Origin of the sequence: Variovorax sp. SPNA7 (genome assembly GCF_033807855.1) — a bacterium.
Lineage (GTDB): Bacteria > Pseudomonadota > Gammaproteobacteria > Burkholderiales > Burkholderiaceae_C > Variovorax > Variovorax beijingensis.
Genome location: NZ_CP138513.1, coordinates 1,320,098 through 1,334,387, shown reverse-complemented (window position 1 = coordinate 1,334,387; position 14,290 = coordinate 1,320,098). Strand labels below are relative to the sequence as shown.

Below are 14,290 nucleotides of genomic sequence, written 5' to 3'. Positions count from 1 at the left end.
CAAGCCAGATAATCCAGCTTATTCAACTATGAGCGCTGCTTATGACAAAGAACGCCACGGAAGAAGTCTCGCTGCAGCAGCTGCGGGCGCTGGCGGCGGTCGCCGAGTCGGGCAGCTTCACATTGGCAGCGGAAAGCCTGCAGCTGACGCAGCCGGCCATCAGCCACCTGGTCAAGCGCATGGAAGAGCAGCTCGGACAGCCGCTCATCGTGCGCGGCCGCCGTATCCAGCTCACGAGCGCGGGCCGAGTGATGGTCGAGACGGCCGTGCGGGCGCTGCGGATGATCGATGAATCGGTGGGCGCTTGCCGCTCCCAGTCGCAGCTGCGCGAAGGGCGCGTGGTTCTGGCCGTGGGCCACCTCACGGCGGGCGCCTTGCTGCCGCCGATGCTCGGCCGCTTCTCGCAGAAGCACCCGACGCTCGCAGTCACGCTGCTCGACAGCACGGCCGAGCAGATGATCTCGCGCATCCTCTCGCAAGAGGCCGACCTGGGCTTCGGTTCTGACATCGGGCAGAAACACTCCGAACTCGCGACCGAGCCGCTGTTCACCGAGCGCATGGCCCTCTTCGTACGCGACGACCATCCGCTCGCGCAGCGCGTGGTCGTCGATGCGAAGCACCTCGATGCGCTGCCCTTCATCCACGTCAACCCGGACGCCAACATCTGGCGCGCGGTGAGCCGCCAGCTGTCGAGCGTGGCAAATGTGTATCCGCAGGTGGTGCATCACGTCTCGATGCTGTCGACGGCTTTCGGCCTCATCCAGGCGGGCGCGGGCGTGGCGTTGCTGCCGCGCTATGTGGAGGTGCTGATGCCGGGCAATCTGCGCGCCGTGGCGGTGACACGTCCGACGCTCGAATACCCGGTCGTCGCAGTGCGGCTGGCCAAGCATCCGCTGAGCCCGGCGGCGCTGGCCTTTCTGGCCATGGCACGGCAGCACATGAAGCCGCCGCGCGCAAACAAGCCCTGAAAAAGAAAACGGCGCCCAGAAGGCGCCGTCGTTTTATTCGTGGAACACCGCGGAACCGGCTTTGCCGGGCCGCTGGTGTTGCCCCCTTGAGGGGGGAGTCGAGCTACACGAAGTGAGCGAGGGACGGGGGTGGGCCGTTTAATCCTCGACGAAGGCTTCTTCGCGTTTCGCCTTGACTGCCGGCAGCAGCACGATCACCAGCAGCAGCGCCGCGGCAAGCAGCAGGCCGAGCGAGATCGGACGCGTGACGAACACGCTCCAGTCGCCGCGCGACAGCAGCAGCGAGCGGCGCAGGTTTTCTTCCATCATCGGCCCGAGGATGAAGCCCAGCAGCAGCGGCGCAGGCTCGCAGCCCAGCTTGAAGAAGGTGTAGCCCACGAAGCCGAAGATGCCGACCATCCAGATGTCCCAGGTGTTGTTGTTCGTGGAGTACACGCCAATGGCGCAGAACAGCACGATGGCAGGGAACAGGAACTTGTAGGGCACCGTCAGCAACTTGATCCACATGCCGATCAGCGGCAGGTTCAGGATGACGAGCATCGCATTGCCAAGCCACATCGAGGCGATCAGGCCCCAGAACAGCTCGGGGTTGCTGGTCATCACCTGCGGGCCGGGCTGGATGTTGTGGATCGTCATCGCGCCCACCATCAGCGCCATCACCGCGTTGGGCGGAATGCCCAGCGTCAGCAGCGGGATGAAGGAGGTCTGCGCGCCGGCGTTGTTGGCGGCCTCGGGTGCGGCCACGCCGCGGATGTTGCCCTTGCCGAACGGCACTTCGCCGGGATGCAGCTTGGTCTTCTTCTCGATGGTGTAGGCCGCGAAGGCCGACAGCAGCGCGCCGCCGCCCGGCAGGATGCCGAGCGAGGAGCCCAGCGCCGTGCCGCGCAGCACGGCGGGAACCATGCGCTTGAAGTCTTCCTTGGTCGGGAACAGGCCCGAGACCTTGGCGGTGAACACTTCGCGCTCGTCGTCGGGACGCGAAAGGTTGGCAATGATTTCGCCGTAGCCGAACACGCCCATGGCAATGGCCACGAAGCCGATGCCGTCGGTCAGTTCAGGAACGTCGAAGCTGTAGCGCGCCACGCCCGAATTCACGTCGGTGCCCACCAGGCCCAGCAGGAGGCCCAGCACGATCATCCCGATGGCCTTGAGCAGCGAGCCCGAGGCCAGCACCACGGCGCCGATCAGGCCCAGGATCATCAGCGAGAAGTACTCGGCCGGACCGAACTTGAACGCGAGTTCGGTCAGCGGCGGTGCGAAGGCCGCCAGGATCAGCGTGCCGACGCAGCCGGCAAAGAACGAACCCAGGCCCGCAGCGGCCAGCGCCGGACCGGCACGGCCCTTGCGCGCCATCTGGTAGCCGTCGATCACGGTCACCACCGACGAAGATTCGCCCGGCAGGTTCACCAAAATCGCGGTGGTCGAGCCGCCGTACTGCGCGCCGTAGTAGATGCCGGCCAGCATGATCAGCGCCGACACGGGCGGCAGCGCATAGGTGGCGGGCAGCAGCATCGCGATGGTCGCGACCGGGCCGATGCCCGGCAGCACGCCGATCAAGGTGCCCAGAATGCAGCCGCCAAGGCAGTACAGCAGGTTCGTGAAGGTAAAGGCAACGCCAAAACCCATCGAGAGGTGGTCAATCAATTCCATGTGAGCAGCTTTCTTCTCAACCGGTGATGAAGGTCGGCCAGACCTGGATCTGCAGCTTGAGAGCCCAGATGAATGCGACATAGCTGCCGACGGCCAGCACGGTGGCCAGGATCAGCACGGTACGCAGCCTGAACTCGTGGCCCGCGAGGCTGGCGATGATCACGAGCGCGTAGATCGCGATGATCATTCCCATGGCCGGCACGCCGAGGCTCGGCAGGCCGCCCAGCAGGATGCCGAACGCGAGATTGGCGCCCAGGATGAACACGACCTGCTTCCAGGCCCACTTGCCGATCTTCTCGCCGTCGGTGGTTTCGACGGTCAGGCCGCTGAACATGATCCCCAGGCCGATGACGGCCATCAGAATGCCCAGCATCAACGGGAAGTAGCCCGGCCCCATGCGGGCGCCGCTGCCTACGCTGTAGGTGGTGGCGCCCCATGCGAACGCCACGCCCACGACCGCAAACATCAGACCCGAGAAAAAGTCTTTCTGACTCTTGATTTTCACGAACAGTCTCCTCGAACAAATTTCGATGCGAGATTGTCGAGTCAGCTGGTGGTCAGCCCGATGTGGATTCCACTAACCGAAAGACTAGGGTAACCCCCAGGGTTGGCGCGCGCTTTTTTCCGGCGCCTTGCCTCGCCTCACTCCAGCGGCGGCGTCGCGCTCAGCACTTCCTCGATGGTGGTGACGCCTTCGGCGATGCGCAGCGCCCCGGCCAGGCGCAGCGGGCGCATGCCGTCGATCACGGCCTGGCGGCGCAGCCCGGCCAGGTTGGGCTCCTTGGTGACCTGGGCCTTGAAGTCCTCGCTGATGCTCAGCAGCTCGTACAGGCCCATGCGGCCCATGTAGCCGGTCATGCGGCAGTCGACGCAGCCCACAGGCTTGTAGGCGCGCACCGAGCCGGTGATCTGCCAGGGCTTGACGATGGTCTCGAGCTTCTCGCGCGTGACCGTGTCGTCGGGCTGCTTGCAGTTGGGGCACAGCGTGCGCACCAGCCGCTGGGCCAGCACGCCGAGCATCACGGCGTTGATCAGGTAGGAGGGCACGCCGAGCTCCATCAGCCGCGTGATGGCGCTCGGTGCGTCGTTGGTGTGCAGCGTGCTGAACACCAGGTGGCCGGTGAGCGCGGCCTGCACCGCCATCTCGGCCGTGGCAAGGTCGCGGATCTCGCCGACCATGATGATGTCCGGATCCTGCCGCATCAGCGCGCGCAGGCCTTCGGTAAAACCGAAATCGAGCTGCGGCTGCACCTGCGTCTGGTTGAACGAAGGCTCGATCATTTCGATCGGGTCTTCCACCGTGCTCACGTTGACCTCTTCGGTGGCCACGCGCTTGAGCGTGGAGTACAGCGTGGTGGTCTTGCCCGAGCCCGTGGGCCCGGTCACCAGGATGATGCCGTTGGGACGCGTGACGAGCTGCTCCCAGCGCTGTGCGTCGTGCTGCGCAAAGCCGAGCGCGTCGAGGTCCTTCACCGCGGTGTCGGGGTCGAAGATGCGCATCACCATCTTCTCGCCGAAGGCGGTCGGCAGGGTGGACAGGCGCATTTCGACTTCGTCGCCGCGCATGTTGCGGGTCTTGATGCGGCCGTCGAGCGGGCGGCGCTTCTCGACCACGTCCATGCGGCCCAGCAGCTTGATGCGCGACACCATGGCGTTCATCACGCCCATGGGCATCTGGTAGGCCGGGTGCAGGATGCCGTCGATGCGAAAGCGGATCACGCCCTGCTCGCGCCGCGGCTCCAGGTGGATGTCGCTCGCGCGCTGGTCGAAGGCGTATTGCCAGAGCCAGTCGACCACCTGTACCACGCTCTGGTCGTTGGCATCGAGCTGCTTGGTGCTCTTGCCCAGCTCCACCAGCTGCTCGAAGCTCGCGCCGCCGGTGTTGCCGCCGGCCTTCTGCGCGGCGCGCACCGACTTGGCAAGCGCGAAGAACTCGGCCGTGTAGCGCTGGATGTCGGTCGGGTTGGCCACCACGCGGCGCACGGTGCGGCGCGACTGGCGCTCCACCTCGGCGATCCAGTCGGTCAGGAAGGGTTCGGCCGTGGCCACCACCACCTCGTTGGGCAGCACCTGCACCGGCAGCACCTTGTGGCGCTCGGCGTAGGCCGCGCTCATGGTGTCGGCCACCTTGCCCACGTCGACCTTGAGCGGATCGATGCGCAGGTAGGCAAGCCCGGCGCGGCCGGAGAGCCACTGTGTGAGCATTTCGAGGTCGAGCGGCTTGCCGTCGCTTTCGCGCGTCATGGCCACGTTGGCCAGCCGCACCAGCGGCGCCTGCCGGCTCTCGGCCTGGGCGCAGCGCGCGATGGTGCGCTTGGCTTCGACCGGAGAAATCACGCCGTCGGCGGCGAGCCATTCGATCAGGCGGCGCAGGTCGAGCGGGCCTTCGTGGCGGGCGGCCGGGGATGCGGGAACGGAAACAGCGCTCATGGGCCGGACGGTCGGGTGAGGGTGGGATTCAGCGGTTTGAACACGCGCAGCCATTTGGGCGCGGGCAGGCCCCATCGAGTCTGGATCGTTTGGGCGCGCTCGGCAAGGGCTTCGCGCCTGGGCCGGCTGGGTGCGCGCTGCGCCAGCACCACCGTGTTGCCTTCGCGCGTCGGCTTGAAGGCCCAGACCGCATCGGCGCCGAATGCACCGGCGATCTTCTCGAGGCTGCGCTCATAGCTCGACGAGCGGCCGAAGAGGTTGACCGTCATGCAGCCGTCCTCGCTGAGCAGCGCGCGGCAATCGGCGTAGAAGCCTTCGCTGTCGAGCACCGGCGCGGCGGCCTCATGGTCGTACAGGTCGACCTGCAGCGCATCGACCGTGCCCTGCCATTCTGGCTTGCGGATCTCCTGCGCGGCATCGGCGATGACCACGCGCAGCTTCGGGTCGTCGGCCGGCAGCTTGAACCAGCCGCGGCAGGCCGACACCACCTGCGGATTCAGCTCCACCGCAGTGGTGCGCATGCGCAGCGTCTTGCGGCAGAACTTGGTGAGCGTGGCCGCGCCGAGGCCCAGCTGCATCGCATGGCGGCTGGCCAGGCTCTTGGGGTCGGTGAACAGCAGCCAGGCCATCATGCGCTGCACGTATTCGAGCTCGATCTCGAACGGCGCGTCGAGCTTCATCGAGCCCTGGACCCATTCGGTGCCAAGGTGCAGGTAGCGGATGTCGCCCCAATCGGAAAAGTTGACTTCGGGGAGAACGGGAGTTTTGCTCGTGGCCATCAAAGAAGGTGGTGGGCGTCGAAGACCTCGCGCCAGGCTGCGAGCTTGCGCTCGAAGCTCCACGACGCGTTGGCGGGGCTGGTGGAAGGCAGCTGGTAGACCGGCACCCCGAGGGTGCGCGTATGGCGCGCGTGCTTGAAGCTCTCGCCGCCGTTGTGCGCAATGGCCGCCAGCCGGGGCAGGTGCAGGCCCGCGATGTCGTTGGCCACGGGCGCGCGGATGGCGGAGTCGAGGCTGCCCTCGCGCTCGCAGGCCGCATACACGTCCCATACGCCCAGGCCGCGCTCGAGCAGCCACTTTTTCTTCTCGGGATAGCTGTCTGCGCCCATGGGGAGCGGATGGTGGGGCCAAACGGCTTGCAAGATTTTCCAGAACTGATTTTGCGGATGCGCATAGTACTGCTGCAGTTCGAGCGAGCGCACGCCCGGGAAGCTGCCCAGGATCAGTACGACGGTGGCGGGCGAGACGATGGGGGCGAGGCCCGTGAGCACGGGGCTGCTGGTGTCAGGTACGGCGGGTGGGTTCATGGACAGGCTCTATCTTGGCACTGTCGCCCGCCCATGAAAAAACCCGCCGAAGCGGGTTTTTCTGAAGGCGGATGCCGATTACTTCTTGGCGGCTTCGTTCTCTGCGGTGCCGGGCACCTTCTCGCCGATCGCCTTGCCGGTGCTGCGCATGCCGTCGGCCGTCTTGTGGCCGGCGGTTTCAACGGCGTCGCCGGTCTTTGCAGCCACGTTCTTGGTGGCGTCGGCGGCCTTCTTGGTGGTGCGCTTGGTCGCGTTCCAGGCCTTCTTGGTACCGCGCTCGGTGGCGTCGACGGCCTTCCTGGTCGTGCGCTTGGTGGCATCGACCGCATCCTTGCCGGCTTCCTTCACCTTTTCGGTGGTGGTGGGTTCCGCAGTGGCCGGAGCCGGAGCGGCGGTGGCCGGCGCAGCGGTCTGGGCCACGGCGGACACGCCGATGGAGGCGAGCGCGAGGGCGAGCACGACGGGCACGGTGCGGATGAAAGATGTGTTCATGCAGAAGCTCCTTTGGGGGATGACGTATTGTTGAAGTGACGAACTTGCCACTGAACAGGAAACGGCACTTCGAACACCGAGGATGACAGCAAATGCGCACGCTTCCTTGCGCCATCGCAACTCGGGATATCGGCCTACGCGGGGTGCGGCCGGCCTTCCGACAAGGAGAGCAGACTTTCGAGCCGCGGCAGGGCTTCCAGCGCGTTGCGGGTGGTGGCCCGGGCCAGTTCATCGACTTCCATTCCGCGCAGCCGGGCCACCACTTCGGCAATGCGCGGCAGCTCGCCCGGTTCGTTGCGGCCCTGCGCTTCGCCGGCCGCGCGCTGCGCCTGGGTGCGGTAGAGCCAATGCGGCTGGATGTCGGGCGCATCGGTTTCCATCACCATCGATTCGAGCGGAAGCGTGGCCGCCAGCCGCCGCAGCTGCAATGCGCGGTCGAAGGTCACGGCGCCGCCGAAGCCCAGCTTCAGGCCGATCTCGATGCAGGCCGCGGCCTGCTGCTCGCTGCCGTTGAACGCATGGGCAATGCCCTGCCACGGCCGGCCGGCCGCGGTCTGCCGCAGGTGCTTGAGCACCTTGTCGACCGAGCGGCGCACGTGGATGAGCACCGGCAGATCGTATTTGCGCGCGAGTTGCAACTGAGTGTGAAAAAAGTGCTGCTGCTTGTCGCTGTCCAGCCCTTCCACGAAGTAGTCGAGGCCGATCTCGCCGACCGCGACCAGCCGCGGATCGCCGTGGTGCGCGGCAAGCTCGGCATCGAGCGCCTCCAGGTCGGCGTCCTCTGCATTGCCGGTGCACAGCGGGTGGATTCCGAGCGCATAGGCGTCGCCCTGCACCTGCGCCAGCTCGCGCACGGTCGCAAAGTTGAAGGCCGCCACGGCAGGAATGACGCACAGCACCACGCCCTTTTCGGCGGCCCGTGCACGGATGAGCGGCATTTCCGCACCGAATTCGGGCGCGTCGAGGTGGCAGTGGGTATCGACAAAAACAGCCATGGCCAGATGATGCCCGAAGGGATGCAAGGCAGAAGAAAGCGTGCTACTGTGACTCCCTACTGACCCGTCATCCCTTGCCGGAGGTGCCCCGATGCGCAGGCCCGCTTTCTACAGCCGTTCGCCCCGCACGCTGCCTCAAGCGGCCGATTCCGCGGCCGAAGAGGCTGCCGTGCCGTCGCCCGAGGGCGCAGCAGGCAACGGCGCGCCGCCCCCGACGTACGCCGAAACCGGCTGGCAGCCGGGCCGGCGCAGCTTCGCACTCCTTCTCGTGCTGTGCGCCGCGCTGGTGGCGGGCGGCGCCACCTGGTGGCCGCGGCAGGGCAAGGCATTGACGCAGAAGGACATCGATTCGGCCGTGCTGCGCACGCTGCAGACCAACACGCTTCCCTCGCCCGCCGCAAAGGCCGCGGAGATCGTGCGGCCCTCGGTGGTCCGGGTGGTCGGCTACGGCCCCGAGAAGGCCACGCCCGAGGCCAAGACCCAGAAGCGCGGCCGCAATCTCGCCAAGGGCAAGCCGCCCGAAGCCGATGCGCCGCCGGGCGAGGTCGAACGCGGCGTGGGCACGGGCGTCGTCATCGTCGACAAGGGCGTGATCCTCACCAACCTGCATGTCGTGGCCGGCGCCGAAACCATCAAGGTCACCTTCTCCGACGGGCTCGAGGCCGTGGCCACCATCACCGGCGTGCAGCCCGAGAACGATCTCGCGGTGCTGCAGGCCCAGAAGATCCCCGACGACCTGATTCCCGCCGCCATGCGCTCGACCGGAGACCTGCAGCCCGGCGACCAGGTGGCCGCGGTCGGTTTTCCGTTCGGCATCGGCCCCTCGGTGTCGGCCGGCGTGGTGTCGGGCCTGAAACGCTCCTTCCGCTCGCCCGAGGGCAAGCAGGAACTGGGCAACCTGATCCAGTTCGACGCGGCCGCCAATCCCGGCAACTCGGGCGGCCCGCTGATCAACATGGACGGCGAGGTGCTCGGCATCGTCACCGCCATCCTCAATCCCACGCAGCAGCGCACCTTCATCGGCATCGGATTTGCGGTGCCCATAGAGAACGCGGCCTCGGCCGCGGGCTCGCCGCCGTTCTAGCCAGGAACACCCACGCTTTCGATTGTTTACTGAGAGGCCCTCGCATGAGCACAGAGAACCCCTTTTCCACCTCTCCCGCCACGGCCGAACTGATGGAGCAGATCCTCTACGAGGTCAAGCGCGTGGTGGTGGGCCAGGACCGCTTCCTGGAGCGCGTGATGGTGGCCATGCTCGCGGGCGGGCACCTGCTGGTCGAAGGTGTGCCGGGCTTGGCGAAGACGCTCACCATCAAGACGCTGGCCGACACCGTGCGCGGCCAGTTCAAGCGCATCCAGTTCACGCCCGACCTGGTGCCGGCCGACCTGGTGGGCACGCGCATCTACAACCAGAAGACCGGCGAGTTCAGCACCTCGCTCGGCCCGGTGTTCGCCAACCTGCTTCTGGCCGACGAAATCAACCGTGCGCCGGCCAAGGTTCAGAGCGCGCTGCTCGAAGTGATGCAGGAGCGCCAGGTCACCATTGCCGGCGAAACGCACAGGGTGCCGCGCCCCTTCCTGGTGATGGCCACGCAGAACCCGATCGAGACCGAAGGCACCTATCCGCTGCCCGAGGCGCAGGTCGACCGCTTCATGATGAAGGTGCTGGTCGACTATCCGAGCGACGAGGAAGAGTTCGTCATCGTCCAGCGCGTGATCGGCTCGCTGGTCGAGGTCAATCCGGTGGCGACCACCGAGCAGCTCGCCACCCTGCAGGCCGAGGCGCGGCGCGTGTACGTCGATCCTTCGCTCATCCAGTACGCGGTCAAGCTGGTGTCGGCCACGCGCACGCCCGACAAGCACGGCCTGAAGGACATGCGCCGCTTCATCACCTTCGGCGCGAGCCCGCGCGCGAGCATCAGCCTGACCGAGGGCGCACGCGCGCTTGCGCTGCTGCGCGGCCGCAGCTATGCCCTGCCCGAGGACATGACCGCGCTGGTGCCCGACGTACTGCGCCATCGCGTGACGCTTTCCTACGAAGGCTTGTCCGAAGGCCTCACACCCGACAGCCTGATCGAGAAGATCATGAAGGCCGTTCCCGCTCCTCCCAAACCCCTCGAACATGAAAAGCTGGTGGCGTAAGGCCCCCGCGGCCGCGAACGACGAACGGCTCATCGCGCAAGCCGGCGGTGCAGAACGCGCGCTGCGCCGGCTCGAGTGGACCGTCATCCGCCGCCTCGATGGCCTGCTGCAGGGCGACTACCGCACACTGATGCGCGGCACCGGGCTCGACCTGGCCGATCTGCGCGAATACCAGCACCACGACGACGTGCGCCACATCGACTGGAACGTCACCGCCCGCCTGCAGACGCCGCACGTGCGCGTGTTCACCGAAGACCGCGAGATGGCGGCCTGGTTCGTGCTCGACCTGAGCCGCTCGGTCGATTTCGGCTCCGGCCTCAAAGCCAAGCGCGAGATCTCGGCCGGCTTCGTCGGCGTGCTCGCGCGCCTGCTCACGCGCCACGGCAACCGGGTGGGCGCACTGGTCTACGGCACCGACCTCGAGGCGGTGATTCCGCCGCGCAGCGGCCGCCGCCACGTGCTGCACCTGCTGCATGCGATGGAGCGCCGCGCCGACAAGGCCGAGGCCGCGCCCGCGCAAAAAGGCATGACGCGCCTGGCCGACCTGCTGAAATCGGCCGCCACGCTGATGCCGCGCCGCTCCACCGTTTTCGTGGTGTCCGATTTCCTGAGCGAGCCCGGCTGGGAACGCCCGCTCGGCCAGTTGGTGCAGCGGCATGAAGTCATTGCCGTGCGCCTGTTCGATCCGCTCGAACTCGAGTTGCCCGACCTCGGCCTGGTGCCGCTGCGCGACGCGGAAACCGGCGAGCAGCTCTGGGTCGACACGCACGACGCCGGCTTTCGCAAGCGCTTCGCGCGGCTGGCGGCCGAGCGCGAGGCAACGCTGCGCGCTGCGCTCGCGAAAGCGGGCGTCGACGCACTGGAGCTTTCGACCAGCGACGACCTGGTGGAAGCCATCGTTCGTTTCGCCGACCTGCGCAAGCGCCGCATGCGCATCGGCCCGGGCAGCATGAAGGCGGTGGCAGCATGACATTTCTCTGGCCTCAATTCCTCTGGTTGCTGGCGGCCTTGCCGCTGCTGGTGTTGCTCTACATCTGGCTGATCCGCCGCAAGAAGAAGCTCGCGGTGCGCTATGCGAGCCTGTCGATCGTGCGCGAGGCGATGGGCGCGGGCCAGAGCGTGCGCCGGCACATTCCACCGTTCCTGTTCCTGCTGGCCATGGCCGCCATGCTGGTGGCGGCCGCGCGGCCCATGGCGGTGGTGATGCTGCCGTCCAACCAGCAGACCATCATCCTGGCGATGGACGTCTCGGGCAGCATGCGCGCGGCCGACGTTCTGCCCAACCGGCTGGTGGCAGCGCAGGAAGCGGCCAAGAGCTTCATCAAGGACCTGCCGCGCCACGTCAAGGTGGGCATCGTGGCCTTCGCGGGCAGCGCGCAGGTGGCGCAGCTGCCCACCACCAACCACGATGACCTGATCACCGCGATCGACAGCTTCCAGCTGCAGCGCGCCACGGCCACGGGCAATGCGATCGTGGTGTCGCTCGCCACCTTGTTCCCCGACGCAGGCATCGACGTCTCGCAGTTCAGCGCGCCCAGCCGCCAGCGCGGCACGCCGATCGACCAGGCGGAAAAGCAGGCCAAGGAGTTCACCCCGGTGGCGCCGGGCTCCTACAGCTCGGCCGCGGTCATCATGCTGACCGACGGGCAGCGCACCACCGGCGTCGACCCGCTCGATGCCGCCAAGGCCGCGGCGGACCGCGGCGTGCGCATCTACACGGTGGGCGTGGGCACGGTCGATGGCGAGACCATCGGCTTCGAAGGCTGGTCGATGCGCGTGCGGCTCGACGAGGAAACGCTCAAGGCCGTGGCCAACAAGACGCAGGCCGAATACTTCTACGCCGGCACCGCCGCCGACCTGAAGAAGGTCTACGAAACGCTGAGCTCGCGGCTCACGGTCGAGAAGAAGGAAACCGAGGTCTCGGCGCTCTTCGCGCTCGGCGCAGCCATCCTCACGCTGCTGTCGGCGGGGTTGTCGCTGCTCTGGTTCAACCGGATTCTTTGACGGAGTCCAGCTGGTGCGCCGGCGGCGTCGCACCAACCGGCGGAGGCGACTTCACCGCCCCGATGCCGCCCAGGAACAGGTCGGCCACGATCGGCGCAATCGACGCATGGTCGAGCCGGCCGCCGGGCTTCATCCAGGTGAACATCCAGTTGATCATGCCGAACAGCAGCATGGTCAGCGGCTTGGCGAGATCGTCGCTCGGCGCGCCCGGGCGCAACGCCGACACGGCACGCGCAAACCCCGCCACCACTTCGCGCTCCTGGTCCAGCACGCGCTCGCGGTCTTCTTCTTCCAGGAAGCGCACGTCGTCGGTCAGCACGCGGTGCGCGTCCTGCGCCCCGGCGTATTCCTCGACGATGCGGTAGATGAAGCGGCGCAGGCGCTCTTCGTCGGTGTGAGTCGACGCCTCTTCCTCGGCCACCAGCGCCGCGAGCTTGGACACGTGCGTCTCGGCGATGCTGATCAAGAGGCTGCTCTTGTCCTTGTAGTAGTGGTAGAGCGTGGCCTTCGAGAGATTGCAGGCCTCGGCCACCTGGTTCATCGAGGTGGCGGGATAGCCGCGGCGCGCGAACAGCTGGGCGGCCTGCGCCAGGATGAACTCACGCTGGTCGTCGTAGGTGGCGGATCTTCCACGCGGCATCGGGTCTTCTTTCTTCCTTGATTGGAGTTGCGGGCAACCCGCGATCTTGCATGAAGCGCGCCGGCTAGCCGCGCCGGGTCGCAATGAGCGAGCGCACGTCGGAGGCTGGCAGGCGTGGCCGATCGGGCTCCATCTGCCGCAGGGGCGCAACCTCGCGCAGGCTGGCCAGGCTGCGCACCGTGAGCGCCTGGTAGGTCTGCGTGCCTTCGAGCTTCCAGGCGACTTCTTCCTCGCTCAGCATCTTCTTCACCTTGGCCGGAATGCCCGCCACCAGCGAGCGCGCCGGCACCTTCATGCCGGCCGGCACGAAGGCGCAGGCCGCCACGATGGCCTGCTCGCCGATCTCGGCCTCGTCCATCACCACCGCGTTCATGCCCACCAGCGCATCGCGCCGCACGATGCAGCTGTGCAGGATCGCGCCGTGGCCGATGTGGCCGTTGACCTCGACCACCGTGTCCTGGTCCGGAAAGCCGTGGATGCAGCAATGGTCCTGCACGTTGGAGCCTTCCTGCAGCACGATGCGGCCGAAATCGCCGCGCAGGCTGGCGCAGGGACCGACGTAGCAGCCGGGGCCGACGATCACGTCGCCTATCAGCACGGCGCTGGGGTGCACGTAGGCCGTCGGGTCGACGACGGGAATCACGCCGTCGATGGAGTAGCTGGGCATTCGATCGGTCTCCTTTGTTGTTGCGGGCTCAGGGTTTGCCCTGAAGCCACCCGCTTGTGCCGGCATCGAGGTCGATCTTAAAATCTACCGGACGGTCGGTCAATAGTGTTTAAGGATCAGAGACAAGCCCATGCCAGAACCTTTAGTTCTCACCAGCAATGCCGGCGCCGTTCGCACGCTGAGCCTCAACCGGCCCGCGGCGCTCAACAGCTTCACGACCGAAATGCATGGCGAATTGATGGCGGCGTTGAATCTTGCAGCCGGCGATCCGGAAGTGCGCTGCCTGGTGCTCACGGGTGCAGGCCGCGCCTTCTGCGCCGGGCAGGACTTGGCCGATCCCTCGGTCGCGCCCGACCCCACGCCCGGCGCCGCACCCAAGGACCTGGGCCATGTCATCTCCGCTTACTACGCCCCGCTCGTCGCACGGCTGCGCTCGATGCCGGTGCCCGTGGTCGCCGCCGTCAACGGCGTGGCCGCCGGCGCGGGCGCCAACATTGCACTGTGCTGCGACCTCGTCGTGGCTGCGCGTTCGGCCAGCTTCATCCAGGCCTTCACCAGGATCGGCCTCGTGCCCGACACCGGCGGCACCTGGCTGCTGCCGCGGCTCGTGGGTTCGGCGCGCGCGTTGGGCATGGCGATGCTGGGCGACAAGCTGCCGGCCGAGGAAGCCGCGCGAATCGGGCTGATCTGGCAGTGCGTGGACGACGCGGCACTGCCCGAAACGGCCGCCGCGCTCGCCTCGAAGCTGGCCGCCATGCCGACCCGCGCCCTGGTCGCCACGCGCCAGGCCATGGCCGCGGCGCAGGGCATGGATCTCGATGCGGCACTGGCCGAAGAAGCGCGCATCCAGCGCGAGATGGGCAACGCGAACGACTACCGCGAAGGTGTCGAAGCCTTTCGTGCCAAGCGCTCGCCGGTGTTCAAGGACCGCTGAGATGAAGCCTTGTTTTTCTTGTCGCGGCGAGGGTCATTCAGGGCGCTGCCGTTCAGGGCGCG

15 protein-coding genes are annotated in these 14,290 nt (G+C 67.1%); 6 read left to right on the top strand and 9 right to left on the bottom strand.

Annotation, left to right across the window (positions count from 1 at the left end; genetic code table 11):
• The first annotated feature begins 41 nt into the window (after positions 1-41).
• A complete protein-coding gene (locus RZE77_RS06060) occupies positions 42-968 on the top strand; it encodes a LysR family transcriptional regulator (protein ID WP_319430320.1) in 927 nt (308 codons plus the stop codon).
• 138 nt (positions 969-1,106) lie between these two features.
• Here RZE77_RS06060 and RZE77_RS06055 read toward each other — a convergent pair whose 3' ends face one another.
• The 7 genes from RZE77_RS06055 to RZE77_RS06025 form a co-directional block, all read right to left on the bottom strand.
• On the bottom strand, positions 1,107-2,618 hold the full coding sequence (locus RZE77_RS06055) for a tripartite tricarboxylate transporter permease (protein ID WP_319430318.1): 1,512 nt from the start codon (positions 2,616-2,618) through the stop codon (positions 1,107-1,109).
• Between the two features lie 16 nt (positions 2,619-2,634).
• The gene (locus tag RZE77_RS06050; RefSeq protein WP_319430317.1) at positions 2,635-3,123 is read right to left on the bottom strand and encodes a tripartite tricarboxylate transporter TctB family protein; all 489 of its coding nucleotides are present in this window, start codon (positions 3,121-3,123) and stop codon (positions 2,635-2,637) included.
• A 137-nt stretch (positions 3,124-3,260) separates the two neighbouring features.
• Positions 3,261-5,048: a type IV pilus assembly ATPase TfpB gene (locus tag RZE77_RS06045; RefSeq protein WP_319430315.1), complete on the bottom strand. Its 1,788-nt coding sequence runs from the start codon at positions 5,046-5,048 to the stop codon at positions 3,261-3,263.
• The gene (locus RZE77_RS06040; protein WP_319441105.1) at positions 5,045-5,827 is read right to left on the bottom strand and encodes a class I SAM-dependent methyltransferase; all 783 of its coding nucleotides are present in this window, start codon (positions 5,825-5,827) and stop codon (positions 5,045-5,047) included. The genes RZE77_RS06045 and RZE77_RS06040 overlap by 4 nt, the downstream gene beginning before the upstream one ends.
• Positions 5,827-6,354, bottom strand: coding sequence for a DNA-deoxyinosine glycosylase (locus RZE77_RS06035; protein WP_319441104.1), 528 nt, complete (start codon positions 6,352-6,354; stop codon positions 5,827-5,829). The genes RZE77_RS06040 and RZE77_RS06035 overlap by 1 nt, the downstream gene beginning before the upstream one ends.
• A 78-nt stretch (positions 6,355-6,432) precedes the next feature.
• The gene (locus tag RZE77_RS06030; protein WP_319441103.1) at positions 6,433-6,846 is read right to left on the bottom strand and encodes a hypothetical protein; all 414 of its coding nucleotides are present in this window, start codon (positions 6,844-6,846) and stop codon (positions 6,433-6,435) included.
• Positions 6,847-6,980: 134 nt separating this feature from the next.
• Positions 6,981-7,841, bottom strand: a complete 861-nt coding sequence (locus tag RZE77_RS06025; RefSeq protein WP_319441102.1) for a TatD family hydrolase — start codon at positions 7,839-7,841, stop codon at positions 6,981-6,983.
• Positions 7,842-7,932: 91 nt separating this feature from the next.
• Here RZE77_RS06025 and RZE77_RS06020 point away from each other — a divergent pair, with 91 nt between their 5' ends.
• From RZE77_RS06020 to RZE77_RS06005, 4 genes are read left to right on the top strand one after another with little or no spacing between them, the layout of a single operon-like run.
• The gene (locus RZE77_RS06020) at positions 7,933-8,925 is read left to right on the top strand and encodes a S1C family serine protease (protein ID WP_319441101.1); all 993 of its coding nucleotides are present in this window, start codon (positions 7,933-7,935) and stop codon (positions 8,923-8,925) included.
• Positions 8,926-8,969: 44 nt separating this feature from the next.
• Entirely contained in the window at positions 8,970-9,983 is a 1,014-nt protein-coding gene (locus RZE77_RS06015; protein ID WP_319441100.1) for an AAA family ATPase, read from the top strand.
• Positions 9,964-10,953, top strand: coding sequence for a DUF58 domain-containing protein (locus RZE77_RS06010; protein WP_319441099.1), 990 nt, complete (start codon positions 9,964-9,966; stop codon positions 10,951-10,953). Before RZE77_RS06015 ends, RZE77_RS06010 begins: the two co-directional genes overlap by 20 nt.
• A complete protein-coding gene (locus RZE77_RS06005; protein ID WP_319430299.1) occupies positions 10,950-11,987 on the top strand; it encodes a VWA domain-containing protein in 1,038 nt (345 codons plus the stop codon). The genes RZE77_RS06010 and RZE77_RS06005 overlap by 4 nt, the downstream gene beginning before the upstream one ends.
• On the opposite strand, the gene RZE77_RS06000 is transcribed toward RZE77_RS06005, so the two are convergent.
• A complete protein-coding gene (locus RZE77_RS06000) occupies positions 11,971-12,627 on the bottom strand; it encodes a TetR/AcrR family transcriptional regulator (protein WP_319441098.1) in 657 nt (218 codons plus the stop codon). The two genes, RZE77_RS06005 and RZE77_RS06000, sit on opposite strands and share 17 nt — an antisense overlap.
• 64 nt (positions 12,628-12,691) lie before the next feature.
• Positions 12,692-13,294 carry a phenylacetic acid degradation protein PaaY gene (locus RZE77_RS05995; protein ID WP_319441097.1) on the bottom strand — a complete coding sequence of 201 codons (603 nt, stop codon included), beginning with the start codon at positions 13,292-13,294 and terminating at the stop codon, positions 12,692-12,694.
• A 130-nt stretch (positions 13,295-13,424) separates the two neighbouring features.
• Here RZE77_RS05995 and RZE77_RS05990 point away from each other — a divergent pair, with 130 nt between their 5' ends.
• Positions 13,425-14,228: an enoyl-CoA hydratase-related protein gene (locus RZE77_RS05990; protein WP_319441096.1), complete on the top strand. Its 804-nt coding sequence runs from the start codon at positions 13,425-13,427 to the stop codon at positions 14,226-14,228.
• Positions 14,229-14,290 lie beyond the last annotated feature (62 nt).

What these genes read in the sequence shown, in the direction of transcription:
- RZE77_RS06005 (WP_319430299.1), top strand. Translation starts at nt 10,950, where the DNA reads ATGACATTTCTCTGGCCTCAATTCCTCTGGTTGCTGGCGGCCTTGCCG.
- RZE77_RS05995 (WP_319441097.1), bottom strand. Translation starts at nt 13,294, where the DNA reads ATGCCCAGCTACTCCATCGACGGCGTGATTCCCGTCGTCGACCCGACG.
- RZE77_RS06025 (WP_319441102.1), bottom strand. Translation starts at nt 7,841, where the DNA reads ATGGCTGTTTTTGTCGATACCCACTGCCACCTCGACGCGCCCGAATTC.
- RZE77_RS06045 (WP_319430315.1), bottom strand. Translation starts at nt 5,048, where the DNA reads ATGAGCGCTGTTTCCGTTCCCGCATCCCCGGCCGCCCGCCACGAAGGC.
- RZE77_RS06030 (WP_319441103.1), bottom strand. Translation starts at nt 6,846, where the DNA reads ATGAACACATCTTTCATCCGCACCGTGCCCGTCGTGCTCGCCCTCGCG.
- RZE77_RS06020 (WP_319441101.1), top strand. Translation starts at nt 7,933, where the DNA reads ATGCGCAGGCCCGCTTTCTACAGCCGTTCGCCCCGCACGCTGCCTCAA.
- RZE77_RS06060 (WP_319430320.1), top strand. Translation starts at nt 42, where the DNA reads ATGACAAAGAACGCCACGGAAGAAGTCTCGCTGCAGCAGCTGCGGGCG.
- RZE77_RS06040 (WP_319441105.1), bottom strand. Translation starts at nt 5,827, where the DNA reads ATGGCCACGAGCAAAACTCCCGTTCTCCCCGAAGTCAACTTTTCCGAT.
- RZE77_RS06015 (WP_319441100.1), top strand. Translation starts at nt 8,970, where the DNA reads ATGAGCACAGAGAACCCCTTTTCCACCTCTCCCGCCACGGCCGAACTG.
- RZE77_RS05990 (WP_319441096.1), top strand. Translation starts at nt 13,425, where the DNA reads ATGCCAGAACCTTTAGTTCTCACCAGCAATGCCGGCGCCGTTCGCACG.
- RZE77_RS06010 (WP_319441099.1), top strand. Translation starts at nt 9,964, where the DNA reads ATGAAAAGCTGGTGGCGTAAGGCCCCCGCGGCCGCGAACGACGAACGG.
- RZE77_RS06000 (WP_319441098.1), bottom strand. Translation starts at nt 12,627, where the DNA reads ATGCCGCGTGGAAGATCCGCCACCTACGACGACCAGCGTGAGTTCATC.
- RZE77_RS06035 (WP_319441104.1), bottom strand. Translation starts at nt 6,354, where the DNA reads ATGAACCCACCCGCCGTACCTGACACCAGCAGCCCCGTGCTCACGGGC.
- RZE77_RS06055 (WP_319430318.1), bottom strand. Translation starts at nt 2,618, where the DNA reads ATGGAATTGATTGACCACCTCTCGATGGGTTTTGGCGTTGCCTTTACC.